This is a genomic window from Streptomyces sp. NPDC059906, assembly GCF_042730645.1.
GTDB lineage: Bacteria > Actinomycetota > Actinomycetes > Streptomycetales > Streptomycetaceae > Streptomyces > Streptomyces rubrogriseus.
Window position 1 is genome coordinate 345,226 of record NZ_JBHWKU010000005.1, and the last position, 15,927, is coordinate 361,152.

14 protein-coding genes are annotated in these 15,927 nt (G+C 73.3%); 8 read left to right on the top strand and 6 right to left on the bottom strand.

The window, feature by feature from the left end:
- Nucleotides 1–12: 12 nt before the first annotated feature.
- Nucleotides 13–858, bottom strand: coding sequence for an SURF1 family protein (locus tag ACFV9J_RS11370; RefSeq protein ID WP_385352842.1), 846 nt, complete (start codon nt 856–858; stop codon nt 13–15).
- Between the two features lie 132 nt (nt 859–990).
- On the opposite strand from ACFV9J_RS11370, the gene ACFV9J_RS11375 reads away from it, so the two are divergent.
- Complete coding sequence (locus ACFV9J_RS11375) at nt 991–2,811, top strand: prolyl oligopeptidase family serine peptidase (protein WP_385352844.1); 1,821 nt, start codon at nt 991–993, stop codon at nt 2,809–2,811.
- A gap of 139 nt (nt 2,812–2,950) precedes the next feature.
- On the opposite strand, the gene ACFV9J_RS11380 is transcribed toward ACFV9J_RS11375, so the two are convergent.
- Nucleotides 2,951–4,852, bottom strand: coding sequence for an NAD-binding protein (locus ACFV9J_RS11380; RefSeq protein ID WP_385352920.1), 1,902 nt, complete (start codon nt 4,850–4,852; stop codon nt 2,951–2,953).
- Between the two features lie 233 nt (nt 4,853–5,085).
- Between ACFV9J_RS11380 and ACFV9J_RS11385 the strand changes: the two genes are divergently transcribed.
- Together ACFV9J_RS11385 and ACFV9J_RS11390 are read left to right on the top strand one after the other, a co-directional pair.
- The gene (locus ACFV9J_RS11385) at nt 5,086–5,595 is read left to right on the top strand and encodes a hypothetical protein (RefSeq protein ID WP_385352846.1); all 510 of its coding nucleotides are present in this window, start codon (nt 5,086–5,088) and stop codon (nt 5,593–5,595) included.
- Nucleotides 5,596–5,712: 117 nt separating this feature from the next.
- The gene (locus ACFV9J_RS11390) at nt 5,713–7,218 is read left to right on the top strand and encodes a flotillin family protein (RefSeq protein WP_385352848.1); all 1,506 of its coding nucleotides are present in this window, start codon (nt 5,713–5,715) and stop codon (nt 7,216–7,218) included.
- 39 nt (nt 7,219–7,257) lie between these two features.
- Here ACFV9J_RS11390 and ACFV9J_RS11395 read toward each other — a convergent pair whose 3' ends face one another.
- Nucleotides 7,258–8,340 carry a PucR family transcriptional regulator gene (locus ACFV9J_RS11395; protein WP_385352850.1) on the bottom strand — a complete coding sequence of 361 codons (1,083 nt, stop codon included), beginning with the start codon at nt 8,338–8,340 and terminating at the stop codon, nt 7,258–7,260.
- 123 nt (nt 8,341–8,463) lie between these two features.
- On the bottom strand, nt 8,464–8,748 hold the full coding sequence (locus ACFV9J_RS11400; RefSeq protein WP_356868534.1) for a zinc-ribbon domain-containing protein: 285 nt from the start codon (nt 8,746–8,748) through the stop codon (nt 8,464–8,466).
- A gap of 270 nt (nt 8,749–9,018) precedes the next feature.
- Between ACFV9J_RS11400 and ACFV9J_RS11405 the strand changes: the two genes are divergently transcribed.
- The 3 genes from ACFV9J_RS11405 to ACFV9J_RS11415 all read left to right on the top strand — a co-directional run bounded on the left by ACFV9J_RS11405 (nt 9,019) and on the right by ACFV9J_RS11415 (nt 12,751).
- On the top strand, nt 9,019–9,309 hold the full coding sequence (locus ACFV9J_RS11405) for a DUF3040 domain-containing protein (RefSeq protein ID WP_385352852.1): 291 nt from the start codon (nt 9,019–9,021) through the stop codon (nt 9,307–9,309).
- A gap of 150 nt (nt 9,310–9,459) precedes the next feature.
- Nucleotides 9,460–11,001 (top strand): potassium/proton antiporter, encoded by a 1,542-nt coding sequence (locus ACFV9J_RS11410; RefSeq protein ID WP_385352854.1) that lies wholly within the window; start codon nt 9,460–9,462, stop codon nt 10,999–11,001.
- Between the two features lie 538 nt (nt 11,002–11,539).
- Nucleotides 11,540–12,751, top strand: a complete 1,212-nt coding sequence (locus ACFV9J_RS11415) for a cation:proton antiporter (RefSeq protein ID WP_385352856.1) — start codon at nt 11,540–11,542, stop codon at nt 12,749–12,751.
- Nucleotides 12,752–12,793: 42 nt separating this feature from the next.
- Here ACFV9J_RS11415 and ACFV9J_RS11420 read toward each other — a convergent pair whose 3' ends face one another.
- Nucleotides 12,794–13,279 (bottom strand): cation:proton antiporter regulatory subunit, encoded by a 486-nt coding sequence (locus ACFV9J_RS11420; protein WP_385352858.1) that lies wholly within the window; start codon nt 13,277–13,279, stop codon nt 12,794–12,796.
- A gap of 104 nt (nt 13,280–13,383) precedes the next feature.
- On the bottom strand, nt 13,384–13,923 hold the full coding sequence (locus ACFV9J_RS11425) for a helix-turn-helix domain-containing protein (RefSeq protein ID WP_385352860.1): 540 nt from the start codon (nt 13,921–13,923) through the stop codon (nt 13,384–13,386).
- A gap of 64 nt (nt 13,924–13,987) precedes the next feature.
- Between ACFV9J_RS11425 and ACFV9J_RS11430 the strand changes: the two genes are divergently transcribed.
- On the top strand, nt 13,988–14,944 hold the full coding sequence (locus ACFV9J_RS11430; protein ID WP_385352862.1) for an alpha/beta hydrolase: 957 nt from the start codon (nt 13,988–13,990) through the stop codon (nt 14,942–14,944).
- A 108-nt stretch (nt 14,945–15,052) separates the two neighbouring features.
- A complete protein-coding gene (locus ACFV9J_RS11435) occupies nt 15,053–15,922 on the top strand; it encodes a CPBP family intramembrane glutamic endopeptidase (RefSeq protein WP_385352864.1) in 870 nt (289 codons plus the stop codon).
- The last annotated feature ends 5 nt before the right edge of the window (nt 15,923–15,927 follow it).

Genomic DNA, 15,927 nt, shown 5'->3' on the forward strand with positions numbered 1-15,927 from the left:
AGGTCCCGCGGGTCAGGAGACGAACCCCGCCCTGGCCTTTCCGGCGTCCTCGTCCTCCGTGGCCTCCGTGGCCTCCGTGTCCTCCGTGGCCTCCCCGTCCTCCGCGACCAGGCCCAGCTCGGCGTCCCGGGCGAGTTCGACCTCGCGGCGCAGCAGCCGGAACCACATGAAGATCACGAAGCCGACGAAGGCGAACCACTCGGCGGTGTAGCCGAGGTTCTGGAAGGCCTTCAGGTCGAGGCCCGTGTTCTGCGGCGCGCTCACGGGCACGGCCCGCATCCCCGAGTCGCCCTCGTTCAGCGTGACCCAGGCGTCGTACACGTCGTAGGGCACGAGGTTCAGCAGCGTCGCCGCGCTGATCGCGCCGGTCTGCCCGTCGGGCCACCCGGAGCGCCCGCTGACGCCGCCCGCGCCGGGGGACTCGGCGGCCTGGAGCGCCCCGGTGACGGTGACCTCGCCGGTGGGCGGGGCCGGGGCCTTGGCCGGGTCGGGTTCACCGGGGAGCCAGCCCCGCACGACCGGCAGGGCCTCGCCGCTGTCGGTGCGCAGGAGCGTGAGGACGTAGAAGCCCTCCCGGTCGTCCAGCTTCCGCTCTGGGACCAGCAGCTGATCGTCGTACCGGCCGGTCACGGTGGCCTGCCTGCCGACCGTCGCCTTGTCCACGGGCAGCAGCTCGGTCAGCGGGCGCGCCGCGTCCCGGGCGGCCGACTCCTGCTGCGTGGAGGCGGTCTCGTGGTCCTGCACCCGGTCCTCGAAACGGCCGAGCTGCCAGGAACCCATGAAGATGCAGAAGGGGATGGACAGGACGACGAAGACGTTGATCCCCCACCATCGGGGCGTCAGCAGAAACCGGTACACGCCCTCCACGGTACGGTGCGCGCCCGGACCACCCGGCTGCGGGGTTGTGGAAAACGTGACGGAGGGAGGAGGTTGTCCACAGGCTGGGGATCTCTTCTGCGCGTTGTCGCCGGGTCGGGGCAGTATGGGGCCATGACTGAGAGCAACGGGTTGCGGCAGACGCAGGGCGAGCAGGTGCCCGACTGGGAGAAGCGGTTCCGGGCGCCGAGGGTGTCGCTGCCCGACTGGGCCGAGGACGCCCCGGACCGCTCCCTGTTCGTCTCGAACGCGACGGGGACGTACGAGCTGTACGCCTGGGACCGGTCGAGCGGGGAGCAGCGCCAGGTCACGGACCGGCCCAACGGCACGACGGACGGCGTGCTCGCGCCGGACGGCGACTGGATCTGGTGGTTCGACGACAAGGACGGCGACGAGTTCGGCGTCTGGCGCCGCCAGCCCTTCGCGGGCGGCGCGGACGAGGAGGCCGTGCCGGGCCTCGACCCCTCCTACCCGGCGGGCCTCGCCCTCGGCCGGGACGGCCGCACGGCGGTGATCGGCCGCTCCACCGACGAGGACGGTACGACGATCCACCTCGCGCGCGGGGACGGCGGCGCACCGGCGGAGATCTACCGGCACCGCGAGTCCGCGGGCGTCGGCGACCTCTCCCACGACGGCTCCCTGATCGCGATCGAGCACACCGAGCACGGCGACGCCATGCACTCGGCGCTGCGCGTCCTGCGCCCCGACGGCAGCACGGTCGCCGAGCTGGACGACACCAGGGGCGGCGCGGAGGAGCTGGGCCTTGAGGTGCTGGGCTTCGCGCCGGTCGACGGCGACACCCGGCTGCTCATCGGCCACCAGCGCCGGGGCCGCTGGGAGCCCCTGGTGTGGGACGTGGCGACGGGCGAGCAGACCGACCTCGCCCTGGAGCTGCCCGGTGACGTCAGCGCCGAGTGGTATCCGGACGGCTCCGGCCTGCTGATCGTGCACGGCTTCGAGGCCCGCAGCGAGCTGTTCCGCTACGACTTCGCCGAGCGCGGCCTGACGGAGATCGACACCCCCGCCGGCACCGTCTCGGGGGCCACTGCCCGCCCCGACGGCAGCGTGGAGTACCTGTGGTCCTCGGCCGCCGAGCCGTCGGCCGTCCGCTCCACCACCGGCCGCGTCGTCCTGGACCCGCCCGGCCTGAAGTCGCCCCGCTCGGTCCCGGTGGAGGACGTGTGGGTGGAGGGGCCGGGAGGCCGCATCCACGCCCTGGTCCAGAAGCCCGCCGGGGCGGCCGGTCCGTTCCCGACGGTCTTCGACATCCACGGCGGCCCGACCTGGCACGACAGCGACTCCTTCGCCGCGGGCCCGGCCGCCTGGGTCGACCACGGGTACGCGGTGGTCCGGGTCAACTACCGGGGCTCCACCGGTTACGGCCGCGCGTGGACCGACGCCCTCAAGCACCGGGTGGGCCTCATCGAGCTGGAGGACATCGCGGCGGTGCGGGAATGGGCGGTCGCCTCGGGCCTCGCGGACCCCGAGCGCCTGATCCTCACCGGCGGCTCCTGGGGCGGCTACCTCACCCTCCTCGGCATCGGCACCCAGCCCGAGGCGTGGACGCTGGGCATCGCGGCCGTGCCGGTCGCCGACTACGTCACGGCGTACCACGACGAGATGGAGGGTCTCAAGGCACTCGACCGCACCCTGCTGGGCGGCACCCCCGAGGAGGTCCCCGAGCGCTTCGAGGCCTCCTCCCCGCTGACCTACGTCGACGAGGTCAAGGCCCCGGTGTACATCTCGGCGGGCGTCAACGACCCGCGCTGCCCGATCCGCCAGGTCGAGAACTACGTCGAGCGCCTGGAGGCCAGGGGCGCCGTCCACGAGGTCTACCGCTACGACGCGGGCCACGGCTCCCTGGTCGTCGACGAACGCATCAAACAGGTACGCCTGGAACTGGACTTCGCAAGCAGAAACCTCCCGAAGCCGTAGCGCCTTCCCGGGGCGGCTTCTCGGCCGACCGAGTGTGTCTTCGGGCTGGCTTCTTGGCCGACCGAGTCGGGTGGTGGGTGGGCATAGGCCGGGGGTCCAGGGGGCGGAGCCCCCTGGCGGGGTCGTAGGGGCGGCGCCCCTACACGTCAGCCCCCCGCCGGGCCCGCCGCCCCAGCAACTCCGCCAGCCCTCTCCGCGTCGCCGCCAGCACCACCCGATCCGAGCCCCGCAGGACATACGTGTTGGGCAGCTCCCACACCAACCGCGCCCCCCGCACCCCCTCCGCGGCACCGCCCTCCCCCCGCCGACCGTCGGAGACCTCCCCGTCGGAGACCTCGAGCGCCAGCACCCGCCACGCCCCCGCCCGGAACGCCTCCCCGACCGTCTTCCCCTCCAGCTGGGGATGCCCCGCCACCTCCACCGCCGCGAACAGCAGCACCCGCCGCTCGACGGGGATCGCCCCGAGGATCTGGCGGCCCATCATCGCCCCGGCGAAGGACGGCGCCGCCAGGTGCGTCACGCTCCGGCTGCGGGTGAGCGCGCCGGGGTGGGCGGCCCGCAGGGTGCGGTACACGGCGGTCGCGAAGTCGTCGTCGTACAGGCGCAGCACCACCCGCAGCCGCGACCGTACGGACCGCGCGTACAGCACCGCCTCCAGGTTGGTCGTGTCCACGCTGGTCAGGGCGAGCAGCGAGTGCGCCCGGTGGATCTTGGCGGCCTCCAGGACGCCCTCCTGGGTGACGTCCCCGAGCACCACCGGCACCCGCAGCCGCCGCGCGGTCGCCATGCCGCGCGCCTCGGGGTCGGCCTCGACGCACACCACGGGGATGTCCATCTCCCGCAGCCGGGTCAGGACGCGGGTGCCGATCTTGCCGAGACCCAGCAGGACGACATGCCCGCCGAGCCCGCGCGGCGGCTTCCGCAGTGTCGACGCGCTGCGGAAGGTTCCGAGGGCTTCCAGCACGGCGGCCAGCAGGACGGGCAGCAGCAGCAGCCCGACGAACCCGGAGAGGAGCTGGAGAATCTGACGGCCGGTGTCCTTGTTGTGCGCGGGTTCGTTGATGGAGAACAGGTCGAGCAGTGTCACGTACGTCGCGTGCAGGGGATGGTCGCCGGTGACCAGCATCAGGGCCACGGCGAGGGCGACCACGCAGGCCGCCAGGCCGGCCAGCGACCACCGCAGCCGCCGTGAGAACAGTTCGCCGAAGGCGGGCACACCGGCCCGCCCGGCGGGCAGCGGCGGCCCGGAGTACGACACCTGCTCCAGGGCCACGGTCCCGCGTCCGGTGGCCGCCTCCACCGCCGCCGCGTCGGGCAGCAGTTGCGGCCCGTGCTCGCCGCTGTCCTCCGAACCGTCCGCACCGGCCGGGTCGTTGCTCGTCGCGGACAGCAGTGCCAGGGTGCACAGCCCCGGGTCGGCCACCTCGCCGGGGCGGGGCGGATTGCGTTCGACCGCGCGCAGCAGCAGACCGTCCGTCTCGACGACCTTGCTGGTGCCGACGAGGGCGGTGGCCGCCAGCGCGGGCGCGGCGGTGTCGGCGTCGGACAGGACGGTCGTGGACCCGGCTCCGGTCCCGGCCCCGGTCCCTGCCCCGGGGCCGTCGCCCGTCGCCAAGGTCACGCTCTGGTCGAGGAGTTCCTCGATGTGCTGGCCCAGGCGCCGGTTGTACAGACGCAGGACCAGCCGCAGCCGGGGGTTGAGCCGACGGGCGGTCAGGGCGGCACGGATGTTGGTCTCGTCGTCGTCGTACACGAGGGCCAGCGCGGTGGCCCTCTCGACACCGGCGTCCGCGAGTACGTCCTCGGTCGGCTCGGTGGCGTCGAGTTCGCGGTCGGCGCCGCCCGGATCGCCGTTGCCCGTCCGGTTGACCGCCGCGTTGACCATGTCCAGCAGCGCCGCCGAGGCCGCGCGGGCCCGCCCGACCGGCTGGCGCACCCGGTGCCCGGCGGGCGGGACGACGAGTGTGACCTGTTCGCGGTAGACGCCGCGCAGTTCCGCGGCCAGCCGGTGGGCCAGTCCGTCGTCGCCGCACACCACCATGTGCGCGTACCCGTCGCCCTGCGGAACCTGGCTCGGAACGCTCCCCGTATGAGTCCCCATTTGAGGAAGGACAGTACAGGCGACGGGCGCGGTTCCAGGAGTGCCCGAAGAGATCGAGGGCGGCATTAAAGACGCGTAAAGATTGCCGGAGACCGGCAATGACGTGCTGTCGCGCCGCGTGTGACGATTCATCTCACCGAAGCTCAGCGACGGGCGGGAGGGGGACGGCACGCATGGCCTGGTTTCTCGGGCTGGGTATCACGGGGGTCGTGCTGCTCGCCCTGTCGCTGGTCTTCGACGGACTGCTGGAAGGCGTCTTCGACGGAGTGCTGGACGGCGTCCTGGACGGGTGGCTGTCGCTGCCGGTCGTCGCCGGGTTCGTGGCGATGACCGGCTTCGGTGGCGCCATCGCCCTCGGCGCCGGCTGGACCGGTCCCGCGGGCGCCGCCGGGGCCGGCGCGGTCGCCGGAGTGGGGGCCGGCTGGCTGACGTACCGCTTCGGCCGCGCCCTGATGCGCGACCAGACCGCCGTCACGCCTCGTACCGACGACCTCCTCGGCACGTCCGGCAAGGTCGTGACCGCCATCCCGGCGGACGGCTACGGCGAGGTCCTGCTCCGGCTCGCCGGGCAGCCGCTGAAGTGCGCGGCGCGCAGCACGGTGCCGCTGGCGCGGGGCGCCGAGGTGTGGGTCGAGGCGGTGCCGACGGGGACGTCGGTGGTGGTACGCCCGGTGGACCGCTGAGTTCTCCGCCTTCTGTGTCTCCTCTGCCGTCTCTGCCGTCTCTGCCGTCTCTGCCTGCTCTGTCTCTCTTCTGTCCGTGTTCTGTCCGTTCTCTCTGTGTGATTCGGGGGCGTTGTCATGAGTCCTGTCGTCATCGCGGTGCTGGGAGTCGTCGTACTCCTGGTGCTGCTCGCCCTGGTGGTGGTCAGCCGCTACAAGGTGGCCGGTCCGAGCGAGGCGTTCATCGTCACCGGGCGGCGCGGCAAGAGGTCCACCGATCCGGAGACGGGCCGCGTGTTCACCGACAACAGCGGCCAGAAGGTCGTGGTGGGCGGCGGCGTGTTCGTCGTACCGTTCGTGCAGCAGCGGTTCACGCTCGACCTCTCCTCCCGGCACATCCCGGTCGCCGTGCGCGGCGCGGTGACGCTGCGCGGGGTGAAGGCCAATCTCGAAGGTGTCGCGATCGTCAAGGTCGGCGGCACGGAGGACGCGATCCGCGCCGCCGCGCAGCGGTTCCTGATGCAGCAGGACGGCATCGTCGGCTTCACCCAGGAGGTGCTGTCCGGCGCGCTGCGCGCGATCGTCGGCCGGATGTCCGTGGAGGACGTCATCCGGGACCGGGCCGCCTTCGCCGGCCAGGTCGCCGAGGAGGCGGAGGCGAGCCTGTCCGGGCAGGGCCTGGTGCTCGACGCCTTCCAGATCCAGGACATCACCACCGAGGGCTCCTACCTGGAGGACCTCGGCCGTCCCGAAGCGGCACGCGCGAAGCAGGAGGCCGACATCGCGGAGGCGGTCGCCCGGCGGGCGGCCGAGCAGGCGCGGCTGAAGGCGGAGGAGGAGATCGCGGTCGCACAGCGGACCCTCTACCTGAAGCAGGCCGAGATCAAGGCCGAGACCGACCAGGCCGAGGCCCGCGCCAACGCCTCGGGTCCCCTCGCGGAGGCGGCCCGGCAGCAGGACATCCTCGCCGAGCAGGAGAAGGTCGCCGAGCGGCAGGCCGCGCTGAAGGACCGCCAGCTGGACACCGAGGTGCGCAAGCCCGCCGACGCCCAGCGGTACGCCGCCGAGCAGGAGGCGGAGGCCCGCCGGGTGGCGCGGGTGAAGCAGGCCGAGGCCGAGCGCGCCGCCGGGATCGCCGCGGCCCAGGCGGAGGCCGAGCGGGCCCGCCTCACCGGTGAGGGCGAGAAGCAGCGGCGCAGCGCCCTGGCGGACGCCGTACGGCTGGAGGGCGACGCCGAGGCCGCCGCGATCGGTGCCAGGGGCGCGGCCGAGGCCGAGGCGATGGAGAAGAAGGCCGACGCTTTCGACCGGTACGGCGACGCCGCGGTGCTGCAGATGCTGGTCGAGGTGCTGCCGCAGGTGGTGGCGAAGGCGTCCGAGCCGCTGGCGGCCGTGGACAAGATGACGGTCATCTCGACGGACGGCGCGAGCCGGCTCACCCGCACGGTCGCCGACAACGTGGCGCAGGGCATGGAACTGCTGGGCTCGACCACGGGCGTCGACCTGGCGTCCCTGCTGAAGGGCGTCACGGGAAAGGAGGGCGTCACGGGAAAGATGGGCATCACGGCCAAGGACGGCGTCACGGCCAAGGGCGAGGCGGGCCGGGCCACCACCGAGAACGGCAAGGTGGAGATCACGGACTGACGCCCCCGCGTCGACCGGTTGCCGGGACGGCCCGCGAGTCTAGATCTCCTGGGCGGGCCACCCCAGCAGCCGGGCTCCGATGACCGCGGTCTGCAGCGTGTAGCGGTGCACCGGGTCGGAGGCGTTCGCCCCGGTCAGCTGGTGGACGCGGTCCAGCCGGTAGGTGAGCGCCCGCACGCTGAGCGTGAGACGCCGGGCGGCCTCGGCCGCGGTGCAGCCGGCGTCGAAGTACACCTCCAGGGTCCGCAGCAGCGGCTCGGCACCGCCGCGGGCCTCGCGCAGCGGACCCAGCACGCTCAGCACCAGGTCGGCCATCGCCTGGCGGTCCCGGGCGAGGACCGGGTAGACCAGCATGTCCGCGGCACGCACCACGGGCTCCTCCAGGCCCAGCCGGTCGGCGAGTTCGAGGGTGCTGAGCGCCTCCTCGTAGCTGTGCACGACGCCGCCCGCGCCGTTCTGCGGCCGCCCGACGGCCACCCGGTTGCCGTCCGTGGCGGCGTAGGCCTGCTTGGCGAAGAAGGTGAGGACCTCGTCCTGGTCGCCGGGCGCGATGCAGATCAACTGCCCGTTCTTGGTGGTGATCAGGACGCGCCGGTCGCCGAAGCGGGAGATGAGCGCGCTCTCCACGACCCGCGTGACCGGGGCGGTGTCGTCGTACGCCTCGGGCCCCTGGGCCACCGCGACGGCGTGGGCGTGGGAGAGGACGAGCCCGAAGCGCTCGGCCCGTTCGGCGAGGCGGCCGAGGTCGCTGCGCCCGTAGAGCAGGTCGTCGATGAACTCCCGCCGCGCGGCCTCCTCCTGGCGTACGGCGAGCCGCTGCGCGCGTTCGTAGCCCTCCGCGAAGGCGTCCACGGCCTGGGCGACGGCGGCGAGCACGGTGCCCGTGGCGTCGGCGCCGGAGACCGTCGCACCGCGGCCGGGCCAGGAGGTGCGGGTGGCGTCCAGGTGCAGCCGGACGAGACTGCGCAGGCTGTGCCCGGCCTCCGCGGCCTGCTCTCCGAAGAGCCTGCGCTCCTCCAGCTCGTCGCGGGTCAGCCGGCGCCCCGTGTCGGCGACGCCCGCCAGGATCTCGGCGTACCCGGCCAGGTACGTGTCCCGCTGCTCCGTCTGCAGGTCCGTCACCCCGCGCCTCCCCTGCCGTTCACGCCCGGTGCGCGGTGTCCGGCAACGTGAGGGTAGTCAACGCTGCCGGAAACCGGCAACGCGGAAGGCAGGGGGCAGCGGCTAACCTTCGCCGGCCTCTCCCTAGGGCCGCTGGTACGGCTGCTGACCGGACGGTCCGTACGCCTGACCACCGGCCTCCTGCGCCTGGAGCTGCTCCGCCTGCTCCTTGGTCACCTGCTGCTCGGCGCCGCAGAAGGTGCACTGGGTCGCGTACTTCGTCGAGAAGGGGAACAGCGGCACGAAGAACAGGGTGAACTTCGTGACGCGCTTCCTGAGCGTGTGCGCGGCGGGATTGCCGCACCGGCCGCACACCAGGGTCAGTATCGCGAGCTGGTAGAGGTACCCCTTGGTGCCAAAAATGATCACGAGCTGTTCCTTCCCGGTCGGCCCCCGCGGGCGCGCGGGACAGCCTGATCACGTATGTCTACACGTACACCTACAGGTCGCACGCCGCCGTATTTGGGTGCCGCCCCGGATGGCCCGGACGGGCCCGTGCGGGCGAGTCTGGAAGCCACTCCCCTTACCCGGCCGCCACATCCTGGTGTGATCGTGATGCCCCACCCCGCAAGGAGAGCACATGGCCCGCCCCGCTGACCGCGTCGCCCGTCCAGGGCCCCGCGTCGGGAGGAGGACCCCATGCCCGTACCCGAAGACCGCCGGCTCGACGAGATCGAGTCCCGCCTGCACCGCGAGGACCCCCAGTTCGCCCGGGCCTTCGCCGACGGCCGTCCCTGCCGCCCGCGCGAGTACCGGTACCACCGGGCCTGGCTGCTGCTCGCCGCCGCCCTGGGCGCGCTGGCCGCCGGCATGTTCCTGGCCCACGGGCTGCTCATCGCCGCCGGGCTGGTCTTCGCCGGTGTCGCCGGTGAACTCTTCGACCCGCACCGGCGCGAGCGCGGCACCCGGTGCCCGCCGTCCGGGTCCTGACGTCGGCGGGCACGGGGCGGCGGACACGCGCGCGTGCGGGGTGGTCGGCACGGTCGCGTACGGGGTGGCGGGCACGGTCGCGTACGGGGCTGCGCACGCCGGTGCATGCGGGGCTGCGCACGCGGGCGCGTACGGCCCGGAGCGCGTCCGATGACCCTGTCCGAGCTGTACGTGATGCTGCTGATCGGCGGCACGGTCCTGCTGGCCAGCATCGCCGCGGCCCGGGCCGCCCACCGCATCGGCCTGCCCAGCCTGCTGCTGTTCCTGTGCGTCGGGCTCGTCGCGGGCGAGGACGGGCTCGGCCTGCGCTTCGACGACGCCCAGCTGGCCCAGGCACTGGGTGCCGCCGCCCTCGCGCTCATCCTGGTCGAGGGCGGGCTGACCACCCGGTGGAGCGACGTCCGGAGCCTGCTCGCTCCGGCCGGAGTGCTCGCCACGGTGGGCGTGGTGATCTCCGTGGTGGTGACCGCCGCGGGCGCGCACTGGCTGCTGGGGATCGACTGGCGGCTTGCCCTGCTGATCGGCGCGATCGTCTCCTCCACCGACGCCGCCGCCGTCTTCGCCGTACTGCGCGCCCTGCCGCTGCCGCGCAAGGTGAGCGTGCTCGTGGAGGCCGAGTCCGGCTTCAACGACGCGCCCACCATCATCCTGGTCCTGCTCTTCTCCACCACCGCCGAGCTGCCGGGCCCGCTCCCCGTCGTGGGCAACCTCCTCTTCCAGCTCGTGGCCGGCGGCGTCCTGGGCGTGGTGATCGGCCGCCTCGGCGTCGCCGCGCTGCGGCACATCGCTCTGCCCGCGACCGGCCTGTACCCGCTGGCCACCGTCGGTTTCGGCGTCATCGCCTTCGCCGCCGCCGGAGCGCTGGGCGCCAGCGGCATCATCGCCGCCTACCTCTCCGGGCTCGTCCTCGGCAACGCCAAACTGCCCCACCGCGCGGCCACCCGCTCCTTCTCCGAGGGCGTCGGCTGGCTGGCCCAGATCGGGCTGTTCGTCATGCTCGGCCTGCTCGTCGACCCGAGCGAACTGCCCTCCGCGATCCTCCCGGCCCTGGTCGTGGGCCTGGTCCTGCTGCTGCTCGCCCGGCCGGTGTCGGTACTGCTCTGCCTGCTGCCGTTCCGCGTGCCCTGGCGCGAGCAGGTCTTCATCTCCTGGGCCGGTCTGCGCGGCGCGGTCCCCATCGTGCTCACGACCTTCCCGGTCGTGGCCGGGGTGACCGGTGCGCGCGACGCCCTGAACATCGTGTTCGTGCTCGTCGTCCTGTTCACCCTGCTCCAGGGGCCCACACTGCCCGCCGTGGCCCGGTGGACGGGGGTGACCCGTCCGGACGCGCTGCGCGAGATCCAGGTCGAGACGGCGCCGCTCGACCTCCTGGACGCCGACCTGCTCACCGTGTCCGTCCCGCCGGGTTCGCGGCTGCACGGCGTCACCGTCTTCGAACTGCGGCTGCCGCACCCGACCGCCGTCACCCTGGTCGTCCGCGACGGCGCCAGTCTCGTCCCCGACCGCGACACCGTGCTGCGCGCCGGTGACGAACTGCTCCTCATCACCACACCCCAGGTCCGGGAGGCGGCGGAACGCCGACTGCGCGCCGTCGGCCGCCGCGGCAAACTGGCCCGCTGGCTGGGCGAGCACGGCACTCCGGAGTCGGAGCCATTGCTCCCCATGCACCCCGAAAAGCATCACAATGCGTAATAAGTGATGCGGTAAACTTCTTTACCGAGCCGTGATGCTCCGTCGAGCGGACGGGCGCTCAGTTCACCCAGACGGTACGGCAGTTCGAGGAGACGGGGGCAAGCCGGATGCACCAGACGCACCGAGCCGCCCCGCCCGTCAGCCCCGCCGACCCCGTGAACCCCACGCGCATCGACAACACGGCCCGAGACAGCGTCCCCGAATCCTGACGCACCCACACGCCGCAACCGAGGCCGGCAACCCCTCAGCCGACCGAGGGCAGCCGCCCGCTCCGTAGCTGCGAGCAGCCGCAACGCCGCCGCCGCGGACAGCCGCAACGCCGCCGCCGCTGCGAGTGCCGTAACGCCGCCGCCGCTGCGGGCAGTCGTGCCGCTGGGGCGGCACGGGTGGGCGCAGCGGCACCCCGCAACGCCGGGCAGCGCACCCACCCGGCCCGCACCGACCACGCACCGCACCCGCACCGCACCCGCACCCGACCACGCCCCGCCCGCGGCCCCGCACGCCCGCCGCCACCGACCCCCCCGGAGGACAGACGCCCGTGCACAACACCACCGCCGTGCTCATCGAACTCGGAGCGATCATCCTCGCCCTGGGCCTCCTCGGCCGCATCGCCGGCCGCGTGGGCTTCTCGCCCATCCCCCTCTACCTCCTGGCCGGCCTCGCCTTCGGCCACGGCGGCATCCTGCCCATGCAGGCCAGCGAGGAGTTCACCGCCACGGGCGCGGAAATCGGCGTCATCCTGCTCCTGCTCCTGCTCGGCCTCGAGTACAGCGCCTCCGAACTGGTCACCAACCTCAAGACCCAATACCCCTCCGGCGCGGTCGACTTCGTCCTGAACGCCGTACCCGGCGCCGTGGCGGCACTGGTCCTGGGCTGGGGCCCGGTGGCCGCCGTCGCACTCGCGGGCGTCACCTGGATCTCGTCCTCCGGCGTGATCGCCAAGGTCCTCGGCGACCTGGGCCGGCTGGGCAACCGCGAGACCCCCGTCGTCCTCGGCGTCCTCGTCATCGAGGACCTCGCCATGGCCGTCTACCTGCCGATCCTCACAGCCCTGCTCGCCGGCGTCAGCCTGGCCGGCGGCGCCGTCACCCTGCTGATCTCCCTGGGCACCGTCGGCGCCGTCCTCTACCTCGCGCTGCGCCACGGGCGGCTGATCAGCCGCGCGGTCTCCTCCGACAGCGCGGAAACGCTCCTGCTGGTGGTCCTCGGCCTGACCCTCGTCGTGGCGGGCCTCGCCCAGGAACTGCAGGTCTCCGCGGCGGTCGGCGCGTTCCTCGTCGGCATCGCGCTGTCCGGCGAGGTCGCCGAGGGCGCCAGCAGCCTCCTCACCCCGCTGCGCGACCTGTTCGCCGCCGTCTTCTTCGTCTTCTTCGGCCTGTCCACCGACCCGGCCGACATCCCGCCGGTCCTGCTCCCGGCCCTGCTCCTCGCCGCCGTCACCGCCCTCACCAAGGTCGCCACCGGCTGGTACGCCGCCCACCGCGCCGGCCTGCGCGGCGCGGGCCGCTGGCGGGCGGGCGGCACGCTGGTGGCCCGCGGCGAGTTCTCGATCGTCATCGCCGGGCTCGCGGTGGGTGTCGAGCCCCGCATCGGCCCGCTGGCGACGGCGTACGTCCTCATCCTCGTCGTACTCGGCCCGCTCACGGCCCGTTTCACCGAGCCCCTCGCCCGCCGCCTCACCCGCGGCCCCCGCAAGGCCGCGCCGGCCACCGCGACCACTCCCGCGGAGTCGACGCACGCCAACGTGTGAGGGTCGGGGCGGTGGCCCCGCGCACCGAAGCGAGGGCCGGGCTCACTCCCGCCCGAGGATCTCCGCGGCCGCGTCGACGCCCTCCCGCGTACCGATCACGATCAGTGTGTCGCCGTCGGCCAGCCGGAAGTCCGGCCCCGGGGACGGGAGCGCCTCGGCCCGCCGCAGCACCGCGACGACGGACACGCCGGTCTCGGTGCGGGTACGGGTGTCGCCCAGCAGGCGCCCGTTCCAGTGCGACGCCGCCGACAGTCCGATCCGCTCCGCGACCAGCCCCAGCTCGGCCGTCGACAGCAGGCCCGGACTGTGCTGGGCGGGCCTGAGCGCGTCGACGACCGCGGCCGCCTCCTCCGCGTCCAGCCGCAGCGAGAGCGCGGCGTCGTCCGGATCGTTTCTGCGGTACGCGCTCAGCGTCCGCGCCCCGCCCTGCTCCGCCACCACCGACAACCGGCGCCGCTCACGGGTGACCAGGTCGTAGCGCACGCCCGTCCCCGGCAACGGCGTCCTGCTCGTACGCGCAGCACCCACGGCCGCCTCCCTGTATCCCCAGGCCAGTCCTTCCGGCAACCCGCGACACCCTAGATCCTGTCCGGCCGGGCGCGGCCGTCCCGTGCCACTCCCATACGCCTCCCTTACGCCGTACCGCCCTCCTTGTCCGGCATGACGACGAGACTGATGAGGTGGCGGACGCGGCCGTCGTCCGGTCTGCGCCCGGTGCGACGGGCGACCACGGCCTCCAACTCCGCGACGAGTTCGGTGAACTCCTCGCCCGTCAGCCAGACCGCGCCCTGCCGGTAGAGGACGCCTTCGCGGACGGGCTCGGTGTCGTCGCGGGAGAGGTAGCGGTCGAAGTCGGCCATGAGGGCACCGGTGAAGACGGTGAAGGCCTGCCGGTGGTCGTCCTTGGTCATGGCGGCGCGGGCGTCCTCGTCCACGAGGGCCTCGTCCTGGCGGACCCGGTAGCTGCGCTCGACGGTGCCGCGCACGCGCCTCTCCTGGCTCACCTCCAGGACACCGGCCTCGGTGAGCGTGGCCATGTGCCGGTACATGGACGCGGGCGAGACGTCGGGGAGGCGTTCGCGCAGCTGAGCCGTGGTCAGTTCACCGGCTGCGACCAGGGTTTGGAGGATGCGCATGCGGACCGGGTGGAGGAGGAGATTCGAGGTAGCCATGAGACTCATGTTCTCACATCTGATAACGTTCTCGTAGTTGAGAGCGATCGAGAGAGGCGGAGCCTTGCCCGAAACCGACCTGACGGTCACCGCCGACGACGGGACCTCGCTGGCCGGCACCCTGAGCCTTCCCGCCGGCCCAGGACCGCACCCCGCCGTCCTCCTGCTGCACGGTTCCGGCCCCCTGGACCGCGAGGGCAACACGCCCAGGCTGCCGCTGAACCTCGGGCGCCCGTTGGCCGACGCCCTGGCCGCGGCGGGCGTCGCCACGCTGCGCTACGACCGGCGCGGCGCGGGGGCCACGCCCGGCGTCTGGGAGGAGAGCGGCTTCACCGACAACCGCCGCGACGCGAGCGCCGCCCTGCGTGCCTTGGCCGCGCACCCGGACATACGCCCCGACGCCGTCGGCGTCGTCGGCCACAGCGAAGGCGCCCTCCACGCGATGACCCTCGCCGCCCGGCAGGAGGTGGCGGCGGCGGTACTGCTGGCCGGGTTCGCCCGCGAGGGTGAGGCGGCCTTCCGCTGGCAGGCGGCGTCGGTCTTCGGGGGCATGTCCGCCCCGGTCCGCCTCCTGCGCCGCCCGCTGGGCGCTCTGGGCGAGCGCGTCCTGGCCCGCGTCAAGCGCACCCGCACCGACGTGGCGCGCATCGCCGGTCTCCGGTTCAACGCCCGCTGGATGCGCGAGATGCTCGTCCACGACACCCGTGACGACCTGGCCGCCGTCCCGGCCACGGTCCCCGTGCTCGCCGTCACCGGCGACAAGGACGTCCAGGTTCCTCCCGCCGACCTGGACGAGATCCGGCGCCTGGTGCCCGGCGGCGACACCGAGATCCACCGCGTCCCCGACCTGACCCACGTACTGCGCCGGGACACGGGCCGGCCCACGCTCCGTTCCTACCGTCGCCTCCTGCGCGAGCCGGTCGACCCCGAGCTGCTCGCCCTCGTCGCGACCTGGCTCCAGACCCGCCTGTCCGAGCCCTCGGGCGCCCCCGCGGAGGAGCGGCGTACGACCCGCTCCTGACCGCAACGAAACAACATCGGGCGCGCACGACACACAGCACCCACGACATCCGTCACCACGATCTCCATCACCACCATCTCCATCACCACGGACAACCGAAGGTTTGGCATGCTCACTTCACGCACGGCGTCGCACGGCACCTCACTCGGCGCATCCGTCCACACCGCCGCACCGGCCCCCGGCCGCAACTACCGCGCCGACCTGACCCTCTTCATGGTCATCGCCTTCGCCGTGAGCTGGCTCTCCTGGGGTACGGCGATCGCGCTGGGCGGCACGGAGACGAACGAAGCCGCCAACGCCCCCTACATGCTCGGAGCCTTCGGTCCCCTGATAGGCGCCCTCGTCATCCGCGTGCGCCGCCGCCGACGCGGCGAACCCGTCCCGGAGCACGTGGTCCCCTTCCGGGCGGCACTCCTGCTCATGGCCGTACTGCTGCTGGTGCTGGGCTCGGCGACCGTACTGGCCGCCGCCCTGCTGGCGAGCCGTGCGGGCGGCCCCGAACTGAGCCTGGACGTGGCCAAGGACGCCGTCGAGGACTTCGGCGGGCCCGCCGCGTTCCTCGTCGGCATGCTGGTCAGCGGCCCGCTGTCCGAGGAGCCGGGCTGGCGGGGTACCGCCTACCCGCGGCTGCGCGAGAAGCTGGGCACCCTCCAGGTCTGCCTGGTCCTGGGCGTCACCTGGGCCGTGTGGCACCTCCCCCTCTTCTTCATCGACGGCACCGTCCAGCACGACCTGGGCCTCGCCACCCCGAGCGGTGTCCTGTTCGTCGTCAGCAACATCCCGATGGCCATGCTGGTCACGGCCGCTTACGAGCGTGCCGGCATCGTCGCCTCGATCGCGGTGCACTTCGCGGTCAACGCGACGATGATCCTGCTCGCCGTGGAGGAGCCCGAGGTGCAGGCCATGATCCTCGGCATCCAGGCCCTGACGGTGACGGCCCTCCTGCTCACCCACCGCACGGGACGGCAGCGCCCGTAGACTCC

Coding starts and splice junctions, on each gene's coding strand:
- ACFV9J_RS11375 (WP_385352844.1), top strand. CDS start 991: ATGACTGAGAGCAACGGGTTGCGGCAGACGCAGGGCGAGCAGGTGCCC.
- ACFV9J_RS11380 (WP_385352920.1), bottom strand. CDS start 4,852: ATGGTGGTGTGCGGCGACGACGGACTGGCCCACCGGCTGGCCGCGGAA.
- ACFV9J_RS11385 (WP_385352846.1), top strand. CDS start 5,086: ATGGCCTGGTTTCTCGGGCTGGGTATCACGGGGGTCGTGCTGCTCGCC.
- ACFV9J_RS11390 (WP_385352848.1), top strand. CDS start 5,713: ATGAGTCCTGTCGTCATCGCGGTGCTGGGAGTCGTCGTACTCCTGGTG.
- ACFV9J_RS11405 (WP_385352852.1), top strand. CDS start 9,019: ATGCCCGTACCCGAAGACCGCCGGCTCGACGAGATCGAGTCCCGCCTG.
- ACFV9J_RS11410 (WP_385352854.1), top strand. CDS start 9,460: ATGACCCTGTCCGAGCTGTACGTGATGCTGCTGATCGGCGGCACGGTC.
- ACFV9J_RS11425 (WP_385352860.1), bottom strand. CDS start 13,923: ATGGCTACCTCGAATCTCCTCCTCCACCCGGTCCGCATGCGCATCCTC.
- ACFV9J_RS11435 (WP_385352864.1), top strand. CDS start 15,053: ATGCTCACTTCACGCACGGCGTCGCACGGCACCTCACTCGGCGCATCC.